The sequence below is a fragment of the Nonomuraea cavernae genome (assembly GCF_014646355.1).
Classification (GTDB): domain Bacteria; phylum Actinomycetota; class Actinomycetes; order Streptosporangiales; family Streptosporangiaceae; genus Nonomuraea; species Nonomuraea cavernae.
In genome coordinates, this window is the sequence record NZ_BMNH01000026.1 from 51496 (window position 1) to 71059 (window position 19564).

General features: G+C 71.1%; 21 protein-coding genes. 11 read left to right on the plus strand and 10 right to left on the minus strand.

Annotation, left to right across the window (positions count from 1 at the left end):
* Positions 1-351: a VOC family protein gene (locus IEY82_RS30410; protein WP_189127701.1), complete on the plus strand. Its 351-nt coding sequence runs from the start codon at positions 1-3 to the stop codon at positions 349-351.
* Between the two features lie 18 nt (positions 352-369).
* Here IEY82_RS30410 and purU read toward each other — a convergent pair whose 3' ends face one another.
* Entirely contained in the window at positions 370-1221 is an 852-nt protein-coding gene (purU, locus tag IEY82_RS30415) for a formyltetrahydrofolate deformylase (RefSeq protein WP_189127702.1), read from the minus strand.
* Positions 1222-1389: 168 nt separating this feature from the next.
* Between purU and IEY82_RS30420 the strand changes: the two genes are divergently transcribed.
* From IEY82_RS30420 to IEY82_RS30430, 3 genes are read left to right on the plus strand one after another with little or no spacing between them, the layout of a single operon-like run.
* Positions 1390-2322 (plus strand): inorganic phosphate transporter, encoded by a 933-nt coding sequence (locus IEY82_RS30420; RefSeq protein WP_189127703.1) that lies wholly within the window; start codon positions 1390-1392, stop codon positions 2320-2322.
* Between the two features lie 17 nt (positions 2323-2339).
* Positions 2340-2972: a DUF47 domain-containing protein gene (locus IEY82_RS30425; protein WP_189127704.1), complete on the plus strand. Its 633-nt coding sequence runs from the start codon at positions 2340-2342 to the stop codon at positions 2970-2972.
* 20 nt (positions 2973-2992) lie between these two features.
* Positions 2993-3454, plus strand: a complete 462-nt coding sequence (locus IEY82_RS30430) for an NUDIX hydrolase (protein WP_189127705.1) — start codon at positions 2993-2995, stop codon at positions 3452-3454.
* Between the two features lie 61 nt (positions 3455-3515).
* On the opposite strand, the gene IEY82_RS30435 is transcribed toward IEY82_RS30430, so the two are convergent.
* Both IEY82_RS30435 and IEY82_RS30440 read right to left on the minus strand, forming a co-directional pair.
* Entirely contained in the window at positions 3516-4295 is a 780-nt protein-coding gene (locus IEY82_RS30435) for a hypothetical protein (RefSeq protein WP_189127706.1), read from the minus strand.
* A 16-nt stretch (positions 4296-4311) separates the two neighbouring features.
* Positions 4312-4953, minus strand: a complete 642-nt coding sequence (locus IEY82_RS30440; RefSeq protein ID WP_225264128.1) for a TetR/AcrR family transcriptional regulator — start codon at positions 4951-4953, stop codon at positions 4312-4314.
* An 86-nt stretch (positions 4954-5039) separates the two neighbouring features.
* On the opposite strand from IEY82_RS30440, the gene IEY82_RS30445 reads away from it, so the two are divergent.
* On the plus strand, positions 5040-5948 hold the full coding sequence (locus tag IEY82_RS30445) for a zinc-binding dehydrogenase (RefSeq protein WP_189127707.1): 909 nt from the start codon (positions 5040-5042) through the stop codon (positions 5946-5948).
* Between the two features lie 27 nt (positions 5949-5975).
* Here IEY82_RS30445 and IEY82_RS30450 read toward each other — a convergent pair whose 3' ends face one another.
* From IEY82_RS30450 to IEY82_RS30465, 4 genes are all read right to left on the minus strand, one after another.
* Positions 5976-7649, minus strand: a complete 1674-nt coding sequence (locus tag IEY82_RS30450; protein WP_225264130.1) for a tetratricopeptide repeat protein — start codon at positions 7647-7649, stop codon at positions 5976-5978.
* Between the two features lie 231 nt (positions 7650-7880).
* On the minus strand, positions 7881-9146 hold the full coding sequence (locus IEY82_RS30455) for a DMT family transporter (RefSeq protein ID WP_225264132.1): 1266 nt from the start codon (positions 9144-9146) through the stop codon (positions 7881-7883).
* Between the two features lie 202 nt (positions 9147-9348).
* A complete protein-coding gene (locus IEY82_RS30460; protein ID WP_189127710.1) occupies positions 9349-9834 on the minus strand; it encodes a GNAT family N-acetyltransferase in 486 nt (161 codons plus the stop codon).
* Positions 9831-11357, minus strand: a complete 1527-nt coding sequence (locus tag IEY82_RS30465; protein WP_225264133.1) for an NsdA family TPR-like regulatory protein — start codon at positions 11355-11357, stop codon at positions 9831-9833. The genes IEY82_RS30460 and IEY82_RS30465 overlap by 4 nt, the downstream gene beginning before the upstream one ends.
* Positions 11358-11661: 304 nt before the next feature.
* On the opposite strand from IEY82_RS30465, the gene IEY82_RS30470 reads away from it, so the two are divergent.
* From IEY82_RS30470 to IEY82_RS30485, 4 genes are all read left to right on the plus strand, one after another.
* Positions 11662-11946, plus strand: a complete 285-nt coding sequence (locus IEY82_RS30470; RefSeq protein ID WP_189127712.1) for a hypothetical protein — start codon at positions 11662-11664, stop codon at positions 11944-11946.
* A 524-nt stretch (positions 11947-12470) separates the two neighbouring features.
* Complete coding sequence (locus tag IEY82_RS30475) at positions 12471-13385, plus strand: mechanosensitive ion channel family protein (protein WP_225264135.1); 915 nt, start codon at positions 12471-12473, stop codon at positions 13383-13385.
* A 9-nt stretch (positions 13386-13394) separates the two neighbouring features.
* Positions 13395-13775: a globin gene (locus IEY82_RS30480; RefSeq protein ID WP_189127714.1), complete on the plus strand. Its 381-nt coding sequence runs from the start codon at positions 13395-13397 to the stop codon at positions 13773-13775.
* A 16-nt stretch (positions 13776-13791) separates the two neighbouring features.
* Positions 13792-15297, plus strand: a complete 1506-nt coding sequence (locus IEY82_RS30485; RefSeq protein WP_189127715.1) for a glycoside hydrolase family 13 protein — start codon at positions 13792-13794, stop codon at positions 15295-15297.
* On the opposite strand, the gene IEY82_RS30490 is transcribed toward IEY82_RS30485, so the two are convergent.
* Both IEY82_RS30490 and IEY82_RS30495 read right to left on the minus strand, forming a co-directional pair.
* Positions 15298-16491, minus strand: a complete 1194-nt coding sequence (locus tag IEY82_RS30490; protein ID WP_189127716.1) for an MFS transporter — start codon at positions 16489-16491, stop codon at positions 15298-15300.
* A 10-nt stretch (positions 16492-16501) separates the two neighbouring features.
* The gene (locus tag IEY82_RS30495; protein ID WP_189127752.1) at positions 16502-16885 is read right to left on the minus strand and encodes an acyl-CoA thioesterase; all 384 of its coding nucleotides are present in this window, start codon (positions 16883-16885) and stop codon (positions 16502-16504) included.
* Between the two features lie 273 nt (positions 16886-17158).
* Here IEY82_RS30495 and IEY82_RS30500 point away from each other — a divergent pair, with 273 nt between their 5' ends.
* Positions 17159-18055, plus strand: coding sequence for an SDR family oxidoreductase (locus tag IEY82_RS30500; protein WP_189127717.1), 897 nt, complete (start codon positions 17159-17161; stop codon positions 18053-18055).
* Between the two features lies 1 nt (position 18056).
* Positions 18057-18893: a MaoC family dehydratase gene (locus tag IEY82_RS30505; protein WP_189127718.1), complete on the plus strand. Its 837-nt coding sequence runs from the start codon at positions 18057-18059 to the stop codon at positions 18891-18893.
* Here the strand turns inward: IEY82_RS30505 and IEY82_RS30510 are convergent.
* On the minus strand, positions 18871-19482 hold the full coding sequence (locus IEY82_RS30510; protein ID WP_189127719.1) for a TetR/AcrR family transcriptional regulator: 612 nt from the start codon (positions 19480-19482) through the stop codon (positions 18871-18873). The two genes, IEY82_RS30505 and IEY82_RS30510, sit on opposite strands and share 23 nt — an antisense overlap.
* Positions 19483-19564: the final 82 nt, after the last annotated feature.

Sequence of the window (19564 nt, forward strand, 5' to 3'; positions counted from 1 at the left end):
ATGCAGCGAACCGTCTACGCACTCGCCCGTTATCACGACTGTCCGGCCGCGCTCGACTTTCTGACCTCGGCGTTCGGCTTCCGGGCGCACGAGGTGACCAAGAACGACGAGGGGGTCGTCACCCACGCCGAGCTCCTCGTGGAGAACGACATGATCATGATCGGGGAGGGTGCTCCGGGCGGGCCCGGCGTCTACATCGCCGTGGCCGACCCGGACGCGCACCTGGACCGGGCCCGGGCCGCGGGGGCCGAGATCACCATGGATCTCGTCGACCAGCCCTACGGGTCACGGGAGTACGCCTGCAAGGACCCCTTCGGCAACGTCTGGTACTTCGGGACGTACCGGCCCTGAGGCGGGGCCCGGCGGCCGTCAGCGGGGGAAGACGATGGTCTTGTGGCCGTCGAGCAGCACCCGCTGCTCGCAGTGCCACCTGACGGCCCTCGCCAGCGCCACGCACTCCACGTCACGCCCGATGGCGGCGAGGTCGTCGGGCGAGTGGCTGTGGTTGACCCGGGCCACCTCCTGCTCGATGATCGGGCCCTCGTCCAGGTGGGACGTGACGTAGTGGGCCGTCGCGCCGATCAGCTTGACACCGCGGTTGTGGGCCTGGTGATAGGGCTTGGCCCCCTTGAACGACGGCAGGAACGAGTGGTGGATGTTGATCGCCCTGCCCGCCAGCTTCGCGCAGAGATCCTCCGACAGCACCTGCATGTAGCGGGCCAGCACCACCAGATCCACCTGGTAGTGCTCGACCAGCGCCAGCACCTCGGCCTCCTGCCTGGCCTTGGTCTCGGGACTGATCGGCAGGTGGTGGTAGTCGACGCCGTACGACTGCGTGAGCGGACGCAGGTCGGGGTGGTTGGAGGCGACGGCGACGATCTCGATGTCGAGGCTGCCGGAGCGGACCCGGTAGAGCAGGTCGTTGAGGCAGTGGCCGAACCTGCTCACCATGATCAGCACCCGCGGCCTCCTGGCCACGTCGCGCAGCTCGAACTCCATGCCGAACTCCGGCGCGAGCGCGGCGAACGCGGCCCGGAGCTCGTCCTCCGACAGCGGCGAGGCGAACTGCACCCGCATGAAGAACCGCTGCTCGACCCGGTCGCCGAACTGCTGGCTCTCGATGATGTTGCCGCCGTGCCCGGCGAGCAGCCCGGAGACCGCGGCGACCACACCCGGCCGGTCGGGACAGGACAAGGTCAGGACGTACTCGGCTGAGGTCATGGTTCACTTTCGCGGACATGGATCGGAGGGGCGTCGCCCGGGCTGATCCGGGCAGGTTACCCGGCGTCACCACCGGGCCGCCGGTGAGTACGAGATTACCCGTCGCCTGTTCGATCCCGGCATGGGCCATGATGGGATGGTCGGCCGGGAGAGAGGAAGCGGGCGCCCTTGGACCTCGCCATACTGATCGCGGTCGCCTCCCTGTTCGCGTTCGTGTCAGGCATGAACGACGGGGGCGCGCTCCTGGCCACCGGGCTCAAGCTCCCGACGGTGCGTCCCGTGACCGGCATCGCCGCGCTCGTCGTGATGGTGGCGCTGGTGCCGCTGGCCACCCACGCGGTGGCCCTGACGTTCGTCAACAGGCTGGCCACGTTCGACGGGCCGGGCGGCAAGACGGCGATGACGATCGCGGTGCTGGCGTCGCTGGTCGTGGTGATGGTGCTCAGCTCCAGGGGCCGTCCGACCAGCCTCACCCTGGCCATCGTGGGCGGTCTCACCGGCGCGGGGCTGGGCTGGGGGCTGCCCGTGTCCGGCGGCTCCGTCGCGCTGGTGCTGTTCTTCGGGCTGGCCGCGCCTTTCGTCGGCGGGCTGCTGGCCTGGGTGATGACGCGGCTGCTGGTCCAGCTGACCTCGGCGCGCGGGCTGGGGCACTGGCACTGGGCGGGCTTCCTGCTGCAGACCGTGGCCTACGCCGCCAACGACGGGCAGAAGATGCTGGCCATCTTCATGATCGCGCTGGGCTTCTCGGACGCGCCGCTGCCGTACACGGCGCTGGTGGCGCTCCTGTTCGGGATCGGCACCCTGTACGGCCTGCCCAAGGCGGGACGCACGCTGAGCCGCGAGATCATCGTCTCCCGTCCCCTCCACGGCGTGGCGGCCGAGCTGGCCTCGGGCGTCGCGGTGATCGGCTGTGCCCTGATCGGCATGCCGGTGAGCATGACCCAGGCCGTCGCCGGCGGGCTGATCGGCGCCGGCGTGGCCCAGGGAGGTGGCCGGGTCCGCTGGTACGCCGCCGTGAAGATCGTCGTAGCCTGGGTGCTGACGCTCCCCGCGAGCGCCCTGCTGGCCGGCGTCGTGGCCTTCATCCTGGCCAGGACATGAGCGGCGAAAGGAGCCCGATGAAGCGACTTCGACGCATCCGCGATCTGATGACCGGACGCATGGACAGCGCGCTGACCGAGGCCCTGCTGGGGCAGCTCGAAGCCACCAAGGAGGGCGCGTGGCTGGCCATGGCCATGATCGGCGGTGAGGTCGGCCGGACGGGCGCGCACGAGCAGATGCGCGCGATCGAGCACCTCGGCGACGAGGAGCGCCGCCGCCTGGTCGAGGAGCTGCGCACCGCGCTCGTCACCCCCATCGACCGCGAGGACCTGTTCCGGCTCTCGCGCTCGATCGACGACGTGCTCGACTCGCTGCGCGACTTCGTCCGCGAGTCGCATCTCTACCGGGTGCCCGACCAGATCCGCTTCACCCCGCTGCTCGACCAGGTCATCACCGGCATCGACGCGCTGGAGAACGCCGTGCGCGACTTCGCCTCGCGCCCGTCGGCCGTGGTGCACGACGCCCTGGAGGCGAAGAAGACGGGCGGCGCGATCAGGCGGATGTACCAGTACGAGATCTCCCGCATCTTCTCCGGCGAGCTGACGGCCGACGCGATGAAGGAGCGTGAGCTGGTGCGGCGGCTGGAGATCGTCGGCATGGCCATCGGCGAGGCGGCCGACGCCATCGCCGATGGCGCCATGAAACGCTGACCCCGCGAAAGGTGAGATGGGTGGAAGGTGTCGATCGGCGCGCGGCGCGGGTGGTCTGTCTCGACGGTCAGGGCCGGGTGCTGCTGATGCACTGGCGTGACCGGGTGAGCGGCGAGACCGTCTGGGAGCCGCCGGGGGGCGGGCTGGAGCCGGGTGAGACGCCACTGGACGCGGCCAGGCGTGAGCTGACCGAGGAGACCGGGCTGTCCGGCTCGGCCGTGGAGGACGTCTGGGTCGAGGTACGTCGCGATTTCCGGTGGCTCGGCGTGCGGTACGTGACGATCGAGCCGTTCTATCTGGCGCGGTTCGAGGAGTCCAGGCCGGAGGTCGACCCGGGTGAGCTGACGCCGGAGGAGAGCGCGGCCTATCTCGGCCACGCGTGGCTGGAGAGCATGCCGGACGGGGTCGAGCCGCCCGAGCTGGCCGAGGTGGTGGCCGAGCTCACCGGCCGGCGCCGACCTGCCCGCCCGCTCGGACGGTGACCCGCGCATTGACCCGCGCATTGACCCGCGCGGTCGCCCCTGGTGGCTCGCCGCCGGCCCCTCATGACGCCCGCTGGCCCAGCTCGGCCAGGGTGGTGGCCATCAGCCGGCGCAGCAGAGGCCCCGCGACCGCCTCGTGCTCTGCCTCGACCGGCAACCCCTCGCCCACTCTGGCCTGGTAGATGTCACGCTCACGCTCGTCGGTGTAGGGCTGGGCGGTCATGCCCACCACGACCGTGGCGCGGGTGCCGCCTCTCGGCAGCACGGCCACGGCGTGGGTGCGCAGGCAACTCTCCTCGGGCGCGCCGTACCAGCCGCACTTGATCCCGGCCTCGGGGGCGGCCAGGGCCTCCCGGGTGCCGAAGGTCTGCGCGCCCTCGACCTGGCGCATCCACTCGAGCACGGTGGCCGCCGCCGGGTCGCCCGCGACGGCCGACTGGGCGAGCGCGGCGTAGGCGGTGGCGACCTCGTCGGCGGCCACCTCGACGGAGCCGAATCTCGACGGGTCGCCGTTGGGCGGTGTCCAGACCACGCCGGTGCGCTGGTAGAGGTCGTCGAGGATGACGCGGGGGCCCACGGCGAGCCACAGGTTGAGGGTGTCGGTGTTGGAGGAGACCACCACCGCGGGCTCGGCGTGCCGCCGCCAGCGCTCGTCGTCGGGGATGTGGCCGGCCGTCACCCACGCGTACAGCGGTTTGAGCAGCGAGGCGCAGCGCAGCCGGGCCAGGCCGGATTTGACGCTCACGGAACGGGCGGGCGGCCCGCCGTAGCCGCGGCTGATGCCCGCGGCCTGGGCGCTGGCTCCCTGCTGGAGATCGCGTAGCAGCTCGTCGAAACCCACGCGTCCCACCGTAGTCCTACGTACCGGTCCGCCAGCGGCCTTCGTACCAGTCGAGGTCCGGCGGGTCGTCCGGGAGCGGGGTGGCCCCGGGGGCGCGCAGGCCGTCGAGGGCGATGGTCAGCAGGCGCCGCTTGATGGGCCGGTGCCGCTCGCTGGGCGGGCCGGGCGCGGGGCGGCTGAACTGCTCGATGAGCAGCGAGATGTCCAGCGCGGTCACGTCGTCCCTGAGCACGCCGGCCTCGCGGGCCCGGCCCACCAGCCGGTCGGCCGTCTCGCTGGCCCGGCGGAAGGTGGCCCCCATCTCCTCGGTGACCTCGATGGTGCCGGCGACGGGGGCGAGCGCGCCCGATCCGAAGCCCACGCAGGTCCGTACGTAGTGCACCAGCCCCTCCCAGGGCTCCGGGTGGGCCAGGCCGTCCTCGGCCGCCGACACGACGCGCTCCATGGCGATGACGCAGAGGCGCTGGAGCAGCTCCTCCTTGGTGCGGTAGCGGCGGTAGAGGCTGCCCATGCCGACGCCGGCGCGCCGGGCGATGGCCGACACGGGCGCGTCGAAGCCCTGCGTGGTGAACACCTCGTGGGCGGCCTCCAGCAGCCGGAGGTCGTTCCTGGCGGCCTCGGCCTGTCTGCCTCGCCTGCCCGCGCCTGGCGTACTCATGGGGTCAGGATAACCGCGTTGCGGAGCGAGACGCTCCGATATAGATTCCTATCGGAGCAGATCGCTCCGATTAAGGAGGTCTCATCGTGCGCGCGGTGGTGTTGAGGAAATACGGCGGACCTGAAGCGCTGCTCGTGGAGGAGGTGCCCGACCCGGTGCCGGGGCCCGGCCAGGTGCTGATCGAGGTGGCGGCGGCGGGCATCACGTTCGTCGAGACGCAGTTGCGGGCCGATCGCGGCCCGCGCCGCGTCGAACTGCCGGTGATCCTGGGCAACGGGGTAGCGGGCGTCGTGCCCGGCACCGGCGCCCAGGTGGTGAGCACCCTGGGCGGCTCGGGCGGCTACGCGGAGCTCGCGGTGGCCGACGTGGACGACCTGATCCCGATCCCCGAGGGCCTGTCACCGCGGCACGCGGTGGCGCTGCTGGCCGACGGGCGCACCGCCGTCGGCCTCATGCGCGCCGCCTCGCCACGGCCCGGCGAGTGGGTGCTGGTCGAGGCGGCCGCCGGGGGCGTCGGCGGCCTGCTCGTCCAGCTCGCCGCCGCCGCGGGAGCGCGCGTGGTGGGCGCGGCGAGCAGCCCGGCGAAGCGGCGGCTCGCCGAGGAGCTGGGGGCCGAGGTCGCCGTCGACTACACCGACCCCGCCTGGGTCGACCGGGTACGCGCCGTGGCCGGGGAGCTCGACGTGGTGTTCGACGGCGTGGGCGGTGACATCGGCGCGGCGGCGCAGAGTCTGCTTCGCGACGGAGGCCGGCTGAGTGCGTACGGCATGGCGGGCGGCCCGATGACCACCCCCAGCCCCCGGGTGACCGCGGCGCCCTGGCCGGACGCCGACCTCCGCGAGCTGGCCCGGGAGGCGCTGACGGCGGCGGCCGAGGGGCGCCTGCGGCCCACGATCGGCCTCGTCCTGCCGCTGGAGTCGGCGGCCGAGGCCCACGCCGCCATCGAGGCGCGCACGGTGACCGGCAAGACCCTGCTCCTCCCCGGCCCGCGCTGACCCGGCCCGCGCTGACCCGGCATGTCGTCAAGGCCGTCGCGACGCGCGTTCCTCGTCGGCGTCGGCCTCCGCCGTCCGGCCCAGCGCGCGCAGCGCGACCGCGCGGTTGGCGTACAGGTCCGGCATCGGTTCGAGGCCGATGGCCTGCGACAGATCCTCCAGCGCGCCCTCCGGATCTCCCTCCGCGAAGCGCAGCACGCCCCGGCTTCCCCAGGCCGATGCCAGAGACGGAGCCGCCTCGACGGCCCGGTCGAGCGCCCGGCGGGCCTCCTCGAGCCGCCCGGCGGCGGTCTCCAGCTGACCGAGCACCACCAGCAGGTGGGGGTCGCCGGGCGCCAGCGCCAGCCCGGCCGTCACCTCGGCCCTGGCCTCCTCGTCGCGGTCCAGCCCGGCCAGCAGTCCGGCCCGGTTGACGCGAGCGTCCAGGTAGCTCGGATCGAGGTCGATCACCCTGTCCAGGTCGGCCAGGGCGCCGTCGAGGTCACCTCGCGTGATCCGCAGCTCGGCCCGGTTGTAGTGGGCCTCGGGCAGCGGCGGGCCGGCCCGCATGGCGCACTCGTAGTCCTCCAGCGCCTCGTCGTGGCGGCCGAGCCTGACCAGCAGGTTGCCCCGGTCCAGGTGGTGGTCGGGGAACATCGGGTCGATCGCGATCGCCGCCGCGTAGTCGTCCAGCGCCTCCTTGTCCCGCCCGAACCCGGCGAGCAACCGGGCGCGGTTGGCCAGCAGCACCATCCGGTGCACGGGATGCCGCTCTCCCAGCTCGCGGGCCAGTTCCAGGGCCGACTCCACCAGCGCGAGCGCGGCCGCCCGGCGGCCTTCGCGCAGCTCGATCAGCGCCAGCCCGTTGCGGTCGAAGCCCAGCTTGAACGCCCGCTCCACCGGGTCGGGCAACAGCCCGGAGATGGCGATGGCCTCGTTGATCCAGCCCCGGGCCGCGGCGAGGTCGCGCCGCGCGGGGTCGGGGTGACGGGCTTCGAGCATCGCCATGCCGTACGCGGCGGCGGCGTGCATGGCCGGATCCTGGCTCGCCCGGCGTACGCGTCCCCACACCTCGCGGGCCTCGTGGACGCGGCCGAGCCCGCCGAGCGCGGTCGCGGTGCGCTGGGCGAAGCGCCACCACGGCGGGCCACCGGGCTCGGTGCGCGTCAGCCCACGCCTGCCCAGCTCCACCACCGCGTGCAGGAACCCCTCGCGCACGCACCGGTCGACCAGCTCCCACAGCGTGCCGGCGTCGCGTGTGTCGTCGGGAGGTCGCGGCCCGTCCGGCTGGACCACGATCGTCAGCAGCCGGGGCGGGATCCTGCGCGCCATCACCTCCAGCAGCTCGGTGTCCGTCGGGTCGGCCTCGGCGCCGTTGCACACCACCAGCGTCCGGCCGGCGGGCACCACCGCGCGCACGAACTCCGTGACCCCGTTGGCCAGCCGCAGCGTACGCCGGGGCGCGGGCACGAGGATGCGCTCCTCGTCGGGCAGGTCCGCGTCGACGGTGACCCGCCGGACGGCCACCCGATCTCTCAGACCGGGCGCGACGGCCCGGATCTCGATGTCGTGCGCCGCCACCTCGCCGGGGGAACGTTCCAGAGCCGGGGGAACGAGGTGGTGCAGCAACGCCGATCCCACCGTGTAGGGGCCGTGCGGTCCCCGATGCCCGTCGATCATCGGCATCAGCAACCGCACGGCCCCGGATCGGGCGTCCGGCACGCCCTGAGCCCTGAGGTGAGACCCGCCCTCGGTCATCCCTTGTGGATGACGCTGGAGGTCCCGGTGAGCTTCGCCATGCCCGGCTTTCGAACGAGAATACGTTTCATGATGCGCCTTCCGCGCGGGGATAAGCCCCATTATTCGGACACTTCACCGATTATCAAGTTTCGCGACTAATAAGTGCGATGCTAAATGCCGAAAAGCGCCTACTATTCGGCCACGGCGAGCCGTCTACCGGAAACGAAACCAGCAGGGCTTCGCCGCCTGTCTGGCCTGCTCGGACTCCTCCAGGAGGTCGCAGAGACAACGCCCCAGGAGCGTGATCGACCGGCAGCAGCCAGGACCGGGCATGTTGCGCGCCCGGACGATGAGAGTGGCCCTTTCGATCAGCCTGTCCAGGCTGGGCTCTCTGGCGCCTTTGATCGAATGCGTGTCCCACTGGCACGGCCGGTCTTGCACACAGGCGCTCTTCGCGATGAACGGCGGAGGTTCGACGCCCAGCTTCAGCGGATCGGTCCGTTTGATCTTCAGGTCGGCCAGCCGTTTCGACGCCTGCCGCGACACGGCGAGCAGGTCGCGGTCGCGTGTGTCCGCGGGCTTGACCGGCGCCGGGGCGCCGACCGACGGCACGGCCAGCAGCATCGCGCCCGCCATCAGCGTGCCGCCCACGATCATGCTCCAGCCGAGCGGCTCGTGGAACCAGATGACCGCGATGACCGTCACCCACAGCGGCTGCGACGACATCAGCACCGCGCTGGGCACGGCCGACACGTACGCCTGGGCGTACGAACGGGCCAGGAAGCCCAGGGCGCAGGACACGACCGACAGGTGCGCCAGGATGGCCCAGTCGGAACCCGTTTCCGGCAGGTCGACGCCGTCGCGGACGGCGAAGGCGCCGTTCATGATGCCGATGGTGGCCAACTGGACGACGGTCAGCGCGTACGCGTCGAAGGTTTTGCCCGAGCGGGAGAACCAGGCGAGCAGCAGCGTGTGCCCGGCGTAGAGCGCCGCCGCGCAGAGCGTCATGCCGAGCGCCAGCACCGAGATCTCCTGGTCGTCGATCCCACGCAGCAGCGTGAACACCGTCATGCCCGCCAGCGCGAGCCCGACCCCCACCCAGACCCGGAACAGGAGCCGGGTCCGGAACAGGACCAGGGCCAGCAGCGGAGTGATCACCACGCTGCAACCGACGGCGAACCCCGACACCGCCGACGGCAGGTTCTCCAGCGCGATCGCCTGGGACGTCTGCCCGACGCCGAACATGACGCCGAGGAGCACCCCGTTGCCCCACGTGCGCCATGGCAGCCTCCGCAGGCATCTGGGCCGGAGCGCGAGCAGCGTCAGCGCCGCGATCGTGTAGCGCTCGGCCAGCAGGTCCTCGACAGGTAACCGGAGGATGAGATCTTTCATCAGCGGGAACGCCGACCCCCAAGCGGCGCTGACGAACAACAGAAGCACGGCTCCCAGGAGGGGTCGGGAAGCGGGCACGACTGCCATGGCCGAAGCATCTCACTACAAAACGCAGCCAGGGATGTACAGCCAGCAGCCGGTGATGTTCCTCTACCACTCGGAGGTAAGTGCCTCACCCGCAGGTTCGTACATCCCTATCCGCGATCGTCGCCGAACCGGCCATTACTGTCGAATGTCCGCCATCGCGCCGGCTTTCCGCAGGTGACGCGGGCGGGAACCGAGGGGACCGTCAGTGGTCGACGGCGGCGGGCACGAGCCGCTTCGCCAGGTAGACCACGACGTTGTCACCCAACGGACACCTGGAGATCTCACGCCAGCCGTGCCGCTCGTAGAGCGCCAGGGCGGCCTCCTGCCGGGTCGTGGTGTCGCCGCGCAGGCCGTGGAAGCCGAGCTCCACCGCCCTGCTCTCGATGGCGGCGAGCATGGCGGTGCCGAAGCCGCGCCGCTGGAACGCCGGATGGACCCGGAGCCGGCACAGCTCGGCCGTCTCGGAGTCGATGGGCCGCAGCCCGACCATGGCCATGACCCGCCCGCCCACCTCGCCCACGAGGAAGTCGCCGCCGCAGGCCAGGTAGAGCTCCTGGATGCGCGGGAAGTCGTCGTCATAGTAGACGCCGTCGCCGGGGGCGAGGCCCACCTCGGCGAGGCTGATCTGGTGCAGGGCGAGGATCGTGTCGAGGTCAGACCAGCGATAGCGCCGGATCGTCAGCGTCATGCACCGCCACTCCCCTCGCCGCGGGCGGCCACCGGCGGGCGGAGCTGGGCCTGGAAGGCGACCAGGCCGGGGTGGTGCTTGTCGCGCGCGAGGATGGCCTGCTCCAGCGCGAGGGCCGGGCGCATGATGAAGTCGGTGCGGTATTCGGGGCCGAGCATGGCCAGCGCTTTGGTGCCGATCTCGAGGGCGTCGGTGAGGTCGCCCTCGATCAGGCGGCACTGGGCGCGGTCGAGCCTGATCAGCGTCTGGTCGAGGATGTGGTCCTGGTATTTGTCGAGGGCCTGGTCGAGCACGACCTCGGCCTCCAGGGTCTGGCCCAGCTTGGTCAGCACGTCGCCCTGGTAGAAGTAGAGCTGGCGCTCGGTATAGCCGAAGGCCATGTCCTCCTGCTCGTTGCTCTTCATGTGGGTGAAGGCGTTGCGGGCGCGGGCGAGAGCGCGTTTGGCCTGGTCGACGACTTCTTTCTTGCTGTCGGTGCCCGACAGCATGGCCAGTGCGCGGGCCTCGACGACCGGGGCCATGGCCTGGGCCGCGCAGGGGGTCTGGCCGGCCAGGTCGCGGCTCTTCTTCGCGAGGTTGAGCGCCTCGCGGGCGTCTCCGTAGTAGAGCGGGACAAGCGCCTCGCGGGCGGTCACCCAGGCGCGCAGCGCGCGGTCGCCGGTCTCGTCGGCGGCGGTGCGGCCGGTGCGGAAGAACGAGCGGGCCAGCCGGTGGTCACCCAGATTGATCATGATCATGCCGCTCAGCCCGGACAACTGGGCGCTCATCCGGCACAGGCGTTCCTGCAGGTCGATCGGCTGGCGGCAGGACATGGCGCTGCGCACGGCGCTCAGCTCCAGCAGCACGTCGCAGAGCAGGCGGAGAGGGGCGGTGGTGGAATACTGCCGGCCGAAGCTGAGGGTGGCCTCCTCCCACTGGTCGAGCATGGCGGCGGACACCGTGGCCGAGACGAGCGTGTCGTCCATCCGCCGCCTGATGCCCTCGATCGCGCCGAGCACCGGCCCGTCGAGTCTGGCGTCGGGGTTGTTGGCCAGGAGTTGCAGCAGGGTGCGCCGCAGGACGTTCTCGTCCTCCTCGTTGTCGGGCCGAGGCTCGTCGCGGGCGGGGGCCAGCAGGTCACGCACCGGCGTGGACGGGCCGGGCCGCTCGACGACGTCGCCGCCGACCACGCCGGGCATCCGGTGCCCGTGACCGCAGATGCACGGACCGTCGTAGCCGAGCACCGTGGGCTCGACGCGGTAGACGGAGCACAGGTAGTGGAGGTATTCGGGGCCCGGCCGCTTCAGACCGCTCTCGTAGGCCGACAACAGCGTCTCGCCGATCCCGGGGGGGCCCTTGGAGTCACGCTCGAACAGGGCTCTCACCTGCTCGATCACGTCAGCCAGCGCGATGCCGTGAGAGAGCCGATGACTCTTGATCTTCGTGGTGCCGAACTGCGGCGAGCACGCTTCGTGGATCTCCTCGGCGATCTGCGCGGCGGTGCGGCCGACGGCCAGGCCCCTGGCCCGGATCCGCCGTGCCATCTCAGTTTCCCTGTGCTGCCTGCCGGACATCCCGGCCCCTCTCACACACGTACCTACCGGTCCGCTACCGATGACTGAGCGTAGCCTGCACGTTGCGCTGTGACTACCTAAGACTATGAACCAGTGTTGACTGGAAGAAAACGCCCGCCAGAAGTTTACGGATAAGGATCGTCCTCCGGCGGACTGTTTCTTACCTTCCATGTGGGAGATAGCGACTCCCTGTACATACGGGGGCAGCATTGCGTAGCGAAGCGATGTGAGTCATCTTGGGCCCACCACTAGCGATTCAAGGGAGGGACGAAAGGTGGGGGACGACAATTTCGGGCACCTCGAGCGTCTGGTCTCAGAGCTCGGCGCACGCGGGTTGCTCGCACGGGTGGTCCGGACCCAGAGCGGACGGCTGTTCGTGCGGGTGATAAATCCGAACGCGACGAGCCTCTCCGAGAACGTCACCTGTCGGCCGACCGCGGTCTCCGACCTCCCCGACTGGTGGTACTGCTGGTCGTGGGGCGAGCGGATGCACACGGCCGACGACCCTGCCGGTGCCGCGACGAAGGTCGCGCGCGTGCTCGCCGCAGTGGGGGAATGACAGGGCGGTGACCCTGGTGGAGCGCAGCCACCACGGCTCACCGCGACCGCTGCGGCCCCAGGGAGCCGGCGGGGTGATCGGTGCGGAGGGCCTCCGGGGTCCTGGTCATCCCGCCGGTTCCGGCCCAGGAACCGATCAGAGGCGCGTACGGCCGGCGAGCCGTACGGAACGAGCCCGCCCTCCGGTGGGCGACCCACTCCCCAGAACGGCGCGGGACATGCTTCCGGGTGCGTGTCCCGTCCGAGCCGTACGTCACCGGAGCGTCAGGATCTCGCCCTCCGCGGCCACGAAACCCTGACGACCCCGTCTTCCCCGGCGTGATGTGACGGCGGCCGGTTCGGTCGGCGGTATTCCCTGGGCCAAAATAGGCCCAGAGAACCGCCGACCGAATCGCTTTACGGAGAGGGCTTCACCCCGTGATCATGCTGGCGACCGCCACCCCATCGCCGAGTCCGAGTCCGAGTCCGAGCCCAAGCCCGAGCCCGAGCGACGAGCTTCTCGACCTGGACAAGGTGGGCCAGCAGATGGCGACGATCTGTCAGGACGACACGCTCCTCTGCTCCACGTTCGCCAACCTGTTCAACGGCGCCACCTGGGCGCCCATCGCCGCCAGCGCCATCACGATCCTGCTGATCGTGGTCTTCGGGTTCGTCATCCGCAACATCGTGCACCGGCTGATCACCAAGGTGGTCAACCGCGCGGCCAACACCGGCTCGATCGCCACCCGCTGGCGCAAGGGCGGGGCCACCGAGGGCATCGACGCCCTGCTGCACGAACGCCGCAAGCAGCGAGCCGAGACGATGGGCTCGGTGCTCAGGCACGTCGCCACGATCGTCATCCTCGGCACCACGGTGCTGACCGTGCTCGACCGGCTGACGATCCCCATCGCTCCCCTGCTGACCAGTGTCGGCATCCTCGGCGTGGCCGTCGGCTTCGGTGCGCAGGAGCTGGTCAAGGACTTCATCGCGGGCATGTTCATGCTGATGGAGGACCAGTACGGCGTGGGCGACGTGGTCGACGTGGGCGCCGCGATCGGCACGGTGGAGGCGGTCACCCTGCGCGTCACCCGGCTGCGCGACTCCGACGGCCGCGTCTGGTACGTCCGCAACGGCACCATCACCCGGGTCGGCAACGAGTCGCAGGGCTGGTCGCGCGCCTACCTCGACGTGCCGGTCGGCTACGCCACCGACATCGCGGCGGTGCGCGACACGCTGGCGAAGGTGGCCGACGAACTGTGGGACGACCCTGAGTTCCGCCAGACGGTGATCGTGGAGCGCCCCGACGTGTTCGGCGTGGAGCAGTTGTCCGACAGCAGGCTGGTGTTCCGCATCTCGGTCAAGACACTGCCCGCCAAGCAGGCCGAGGTGGCCCGGGAGCTCAGGTACCGGGTCAAGCTGGCGCTCGACTCCGCGGGCATCGCCATGGTCCCCAACGCATAGGCTTGGGGCGTGACTGAAACCTCCTTTTACGACGCTGTCGGGGGCGAGGAGACCTTCCGCCGCCTCGTTCACCGTTTCTATGAGGGCGTCGCGAAGGACCCGCTGCTGCGCCCGCTCTACCCGGAGGAAGACCTCACAGGTGCCGAGGACCGGCTTCGGGGTTTCCTGATCCAGTACTGGGGCGGCCCCAATACCTACAGCCAGGAGCGGGGCCATCCGAGGCTGCGCATGCGGCACGTGCCGTTCGTGATCGGCGAGGCCGAGCGCGAGGCGTGGCTCAAGCACATGCGTGACGGGGTCGACTCGCTGGACCTTCCCGAGGAGCTGGAGAGCCGGCTCTGGACCTATCTCGTCAACGCGGCCCACAGTTTGGTGAACTCCCCGACATAGCGGGCATGACCGCCACATGGTTATCCCCTGGTGGCGTGACGCAGTCGTCTATGAGATCTACGTTCGCAGCTTCGCCGACGCCTCGGGTGATGGCGTCGGCGACCTGGCCGGCATCCGGCAGCGCCTCCCCTACCTGCGCGAGCTAGGGGTCGACGCCATCTGGCTGACGCCCTTCTACCCGTCCCCGATGGCCGACGGCGGCTACGACGTCGCCGACTACCGCGACGTCGACCCGTTATTCGGGTCGCTGGCCGACTTCGAGGAGCTGGTCGCCGAGGCGCACGCGCACGAGCTGAAGGTGCTCGTGGACGTCGTGCCCAACCACAGCTCCGCCGAGCATCCCTGGTTCCAGGCGGCGCTGCGTGGCGAGGGCCGCGACCGCTACCTCTTCCGTGACGAGCCCAACAACTGGCAGTCCACGTTCAGCGGCCCGGCGTGGACCCGGCTGCCCGACGGGCAGTGGTACCTCCACCTGTTCGCCCCCGGGCAGCCCGACCTCAACTGGCGCAACCCCGAAGTCCACGACGAGTTCCTCGACGTCCTGCGGTTCTGGCTCGACAGAGGCGTCGACGGGTTCCGGATCGACGTGGCGATGGGCCTCTACAAGGAGGAGGGGCTGCCGGACGTCAAGGACCAGTCGTTCAAGGCGGCCTCGCCGATCTGGGGCCGGCCCGAGGTGCACGACGTCTACCGGGCCTGGCGCAAGCTGCTCGACGAGTATCCGGGCGAGCGGATGGCCGTGGGCGAGGTGTGGACCGACGACCTGGCCGACCTCGCGCTGTACGTCCGCCCGGACGAGCTGCACCAGAGCTTCAACTTCGCCTGGCTGCAGGCTCCCTGGTCGGCGACGGCGTTCCGGAAGGTGATCGACGACACCCTGGCGACCGTCCCGTTCGCCACCTGGGTGCTGTCCAACCACGATGTCGTACGGCACCGCACCCGTTACGAGGCGACCGAGCCCGGCCTCGGTCTCGCCAGGGCGAAGGCGGCGTTGCTCGCCATGCTGGCGCTGCCCGGCTCGGCCTACCTCTACCAGGGGGAGGAGCTGGGCCTGCCCGAGGTGCTGGATCTGCCGGCGGAGGCTCGCCAGGACCCCGTCTTCCTCCAGTCGGATGGCACGCTGCCCGGCCGCGACGGCTGCCGGGTGCCGTTGCCGTGGTCGTCCGGTGGGGCGTCCCACGGGTTCTCCCCCGACGGAGCGCGGCCCTGGCTGCCCCAGCCGCCGGACTTCGCGGCGCTCAGCGTCGAGGCCCAGACCGGCGACCCCGCGTCGACGCTGGAGTTCTACCGCAGGGCGCTGGCCTGCCGTCGCGAACTGGTGGGATCGATTCCTTACACCATCGAGTGGCTGGATTCCGCCCCGGATGCGCTTTTCTTCACCCGTGGGCCGCTGACCTGCGCCATCAACTGCGGTGTGGAGCCCGTACGGCTGCCGCCGCATGACCGGGCGCTGATCGCGAGCGGCCCGCTGGAAGGGGAGATGCTGCCGACCGACACCGCGGTCTGGCTGCGCACCGGCTGATCACGGCGGCCGTCGCACGACGTGGGCGTTCGGTTCGCCGCGGGCGGGGATGACGGGCAGCGAGAGCAGCGTGCAGGCCAGCCCCCCGGCGAACCCGGCCCAGTAGCCCACGCTCGTGATGAGCAGCCCGGCCAGCGGGACGGCGGCCAGGGCGACGCTGTTCTGCAGCGTGTTGTGGGTGCCGAGCACCCGCCCGGCCCAGCCGGGCCCGGCCAGCTCCCCCGCGGCGAGGTAGGCCAGGCCGTTGCCTGCCACGGTCACCAGCGCGGCCAGGGCGAGCATGACGGGGCCGAGCCAGGACCGCGTGGCCGTGCCCAGCACGAGCAGCGCGAGCACGGCCAGCGATCCGCACGTCAGGATGCGCAGGGGCGCCATCCGCAGGCCCGAGCGGTCGGACCAGCGGCCCACCGCGACGCGTGCCACCGCGCCGCCGATCGCGGCCACGCCAAACAGCTGTCCGGCGTGCACGACGTCCCAGTGGTAGACACCGACCAGGCAGGTGACGCCGTACGTGCTGATCGCGATCTGCGGCACCACCTGCAGTGCGCTGGTGGCGTGCACCCGCCAGAGCGTGATCTGCCGGTACGGCGAGGCGGCCGGCGGCGGCCGGGTGCCGGAGACCGTGTGCGGCGGGTCGGCCAGGAACAGCCCGGCCAGCACGGCGGCCAGCAGGCTGACGGCGGCGCAGACGGCGAGCACGCCCGGGATGCCGTGGGCCCGCGAGACGGGCGGCAGGACGAACGCGGCCACGGCCATGCCGAGCGTGTAGGAGACCTGGCGCAGACCCATGGCGACGCCCCGTTCGGGCGGCTGGAACCAGCCGAGCACGATCCGGCCGCCGCCCACCATCGCGGCCGAGCCCGCCGCTCCGGCCAGTGCCAGCAGGCCGATCACCGCCCACGTCGCGGTGACCTGGGTCAGGCAGGCGAACAGCACGGCCGCCAGCCCGACGCCGAGGCCGAGCACGAGCCGTTCGCCGCGACGGTCGGCCAGCATGCCCCACGGGACGAGGGCGAGCAGGATGCCGAGCGCGGGCGCGTTGCCGATGACGCCGGCGACGGGCAGCGAGACGCCGAAGAAGCGCTGGATGTCGGGCATGACCAGCGGGAGGCCGAAGAGGCCGAGCGTGACGCCGGCGTGGGCGTTGACCCCCAGCGCGAGCATCAGCCAGCGCCGGCGGTGGGCGTCCTTCACGGCACGGCGGCTAGCCCGCGGCCTGAAAGCGCCTGAGGTAGGCGACCTCGTCGTCCGTCAGCCTGCGGGGAGCCGCGCGCTCCACGTCGTAGGCGACGATCACCGAGGTGGCGGTGACGAACACCTCGTCCTCGTCGCGGATCTCGTACTGGAGCGTGAACCTGACCGGCCGCAGCTCGGTCACCCAGGTCTCCACCAGAACCGGCTCGGCGCGGAAGCCGAGCGGGCGGCGGTAGTCGATCTCGTGCCGGGCGACGACGAGGCTCTTGAAGGGGGCGTCACCCGCTTTGTACGGGTCGATGTGGAGCATCCCGAGCCGGGCGTCCTCCAGATAGTCGAAGAACCGAACATTATTCACATGTCCCAGCGAATCGATGTCCGCGAACCGCACCATTCTGGGAAAGACATGCCGCTGAGCCAGGGAGTTTCGTGCCACTGCGCCACCGTACCGGTTGCGGTCGGGCGCCCTTGCTCCGGGCGGTGCACGCCGGCACGTCGAGCGCCGAGACCACGACCGGGCCGCCCGCGGCTGCCTGAGGACGGGGAGCGGGAGGCTCTGGCGCGAAGCCCGCCGGGCCGGTCAGGATCAGAGGAGGCCCTATTATTTCTAGATTTCAATACTAGAATCCAGTTCACATCAGCAACCGGTCAAGGATCGAGGTGTCAGATGAGCGGGATCGTCGAAGGTCGCGTGGTGATCGTCACGGGCGCGGCCAGGGGCATCGGGCGGGGGCACGCGCTCGAGTTCGCCCGCCAGGGCGCGAAGGTCGTGGTCAACGACCTCGGCGCGGAGGTCGACGGCACGGGATCGTCGGAGGCCGCGGCGGCCGTCGTCGAGGAGATCGAGGCACTGGGCGGGGAGGCGATCGTCAACGGCGAGGACGTCTCCGACTTCGACGGCGCGGCCCGGCTGGTCCAGTCGGCCGTCGACCACTTCGGCGACCTGCACGTGCTGGTCAACAACGCGGGCATCCTGCGCGACCGGATGCTGGTCAACATGACCGCCGAGGAGTGGGACGCGGTCATCAGGGTGCACCTGCGCGGCACGTTCGCGCCGCTGCGCCACGCCGCCGCGTACTGGCGGGGCCGGGCGAAGGCCGGCGAGCCCGTGGACGCGCGGATCATCAACACCACGTCCTCCTCCGGCATCTACGGCAACCCCGGGCAGGGCAACTACGGCGCGGCCAAGGCCGGCATCGCGGGCCTGACCGTCATCGCGGCCAAGGAGCTGGAGAGGTACGGCGTGACGGTCAACGCCGTCGCCCCCGCCGCGCTCACCCGCATGACGCAGGGCCTCATCCCGAGCGGCGCCGCGGCCGACCCCGACGACATCGCCCCGCTGGTGGTCTGGCTGTCCAGCGCCGAGGCCCGGGGCGTGACCGGCCGGGTGTTCAACGTGCGGGCCGGGGTGATCAGCGTGGCCGAGGGCTGGCACGCGGGCCCGGCCGTGGACAAGGGCGGCCGGTGGGACCCGGCCGAGCTGGGCGCGGTCATCCCCGCCCTGGTCGACAAGGCCGCGCCCAACGCGCTGACCAACGGCCAGATCCCCGGACGGGAGAGCTGACATGCCGCTCGACCACGGATCGATCGGCGTCGAGAGCCCACCGCACGAGCGCTCGTGGACCGCCAAGGACACCATGCTGTACGCCCTCGGGGTCGGCGCGGGAGTGCGCGAGACGGTCTTCAGCACGGAGAAGGACCAGCGGGTGCTGCCCACGTTCGCGGTGCTGGCCGCGCAGGCGCCGGGCGGGCGGCGGATCGGCGACTTCGACCCGGCCATGCTGGTCCACGCCGAGCAGGGCTTCGAGCTGCACCGCGAGCTGCCGCCGGCGGGCCGCGTGCGGACCACCTCGAAGGTCACCGGCATCTACGACAAGGGGTCCGGCGCGCTGGTCACCAGCGAGTCGCTCGCCGTCGACCCCGGCACCGGCGAGCCCGTGATCACCTCTCGCAGTGCCGTCTTCATCAGGGGCGAAGGCGGATTCGGCGGCGACCGGGGCCCGCGTGACGACTGGTCCGTGCCGGAGCGGGCGCCCGACCACAAGGTGACCTATCCGACCACGCCCGACCAGGCGCTGATCTACCGGCTCTCCGGCGACTACAACCCGCTCCACTCCGACCCGGAGTTCGCCGCGCGGGCCGGGTTCGACCGCCCGATCCTGCATGGTCTGTGCACCTACGGCGTGACCGGGCGGGCGCTGCTGCACGCCGTGGCGGGGTCGGATCCGGCCAGGTTCGGGGCGATGTCGGGCAGGTTCACCAGCCCGGTCTTCCCCGGCGAGTCGCTCACGGTGTCGATCTGGGTGGACGGCCCGGCCGTGCTCTTCAGGACGGCCAAGGACGACGGGACCGTGGTGATCGACAGGGGGCGGGCCGCGATCAGCGCCCGTCCAGCCCCCTGAGCGGGTCGAGGCGGCGGATCAGCGTCATCGCCGCCTCGATGATCTCCTGCGCCTCCTTCTCGGTGTCGCTGGTGGCGACCTCTCGGGCGGCCTCGGCGATGATGCTGGTCAGCACGGCCACGGTGAACCGGTCGAGCGGCTCTCGCCCGGCGCCGAGCAGCACGGCGTTCTGGCGTACCCACTCCCTGCCCCGGGTGCGGCGGATCAGCTCGAAGCCCGGCGGGCCGTCGCCGTTCATGAACAGTCTGACCAGGTCGCGCCGGTCCCAGGCGCCGGCGAGGTAGGCCCGGGCGCCGGAGATCAGCAGCTCGACCGGGTCGTCGACGCCGGTCTGCCTGGCCCTGGCCACGCTGGAGGCCGAGGCCTCCTCGTGGGCGGCCTGGTGGTCCTCGTACAGCGCGAGGAACAGCTCCGTCTTGCCGCCGAAGTGATGGTAAAGGCTGCCCACGCTCGACCCGGCGCGGGCCACCACGTCGGCCACGTTGGCCTCCGCGAAGCCGTGCTCACTGAAGATCTCGCGGGCCGCCCTGAGCATGCTCTTGCGGGTCTCGGCCGTACGACTCCACTCCCACGAAGACTTGCGCGCCATCGGACCATCGTAGCCGAGCAAATTCTAGAATCGTGTTCTTGACAGCCCGCCGGGACGACTCTTTGCTAGAAGCAAATTCTAA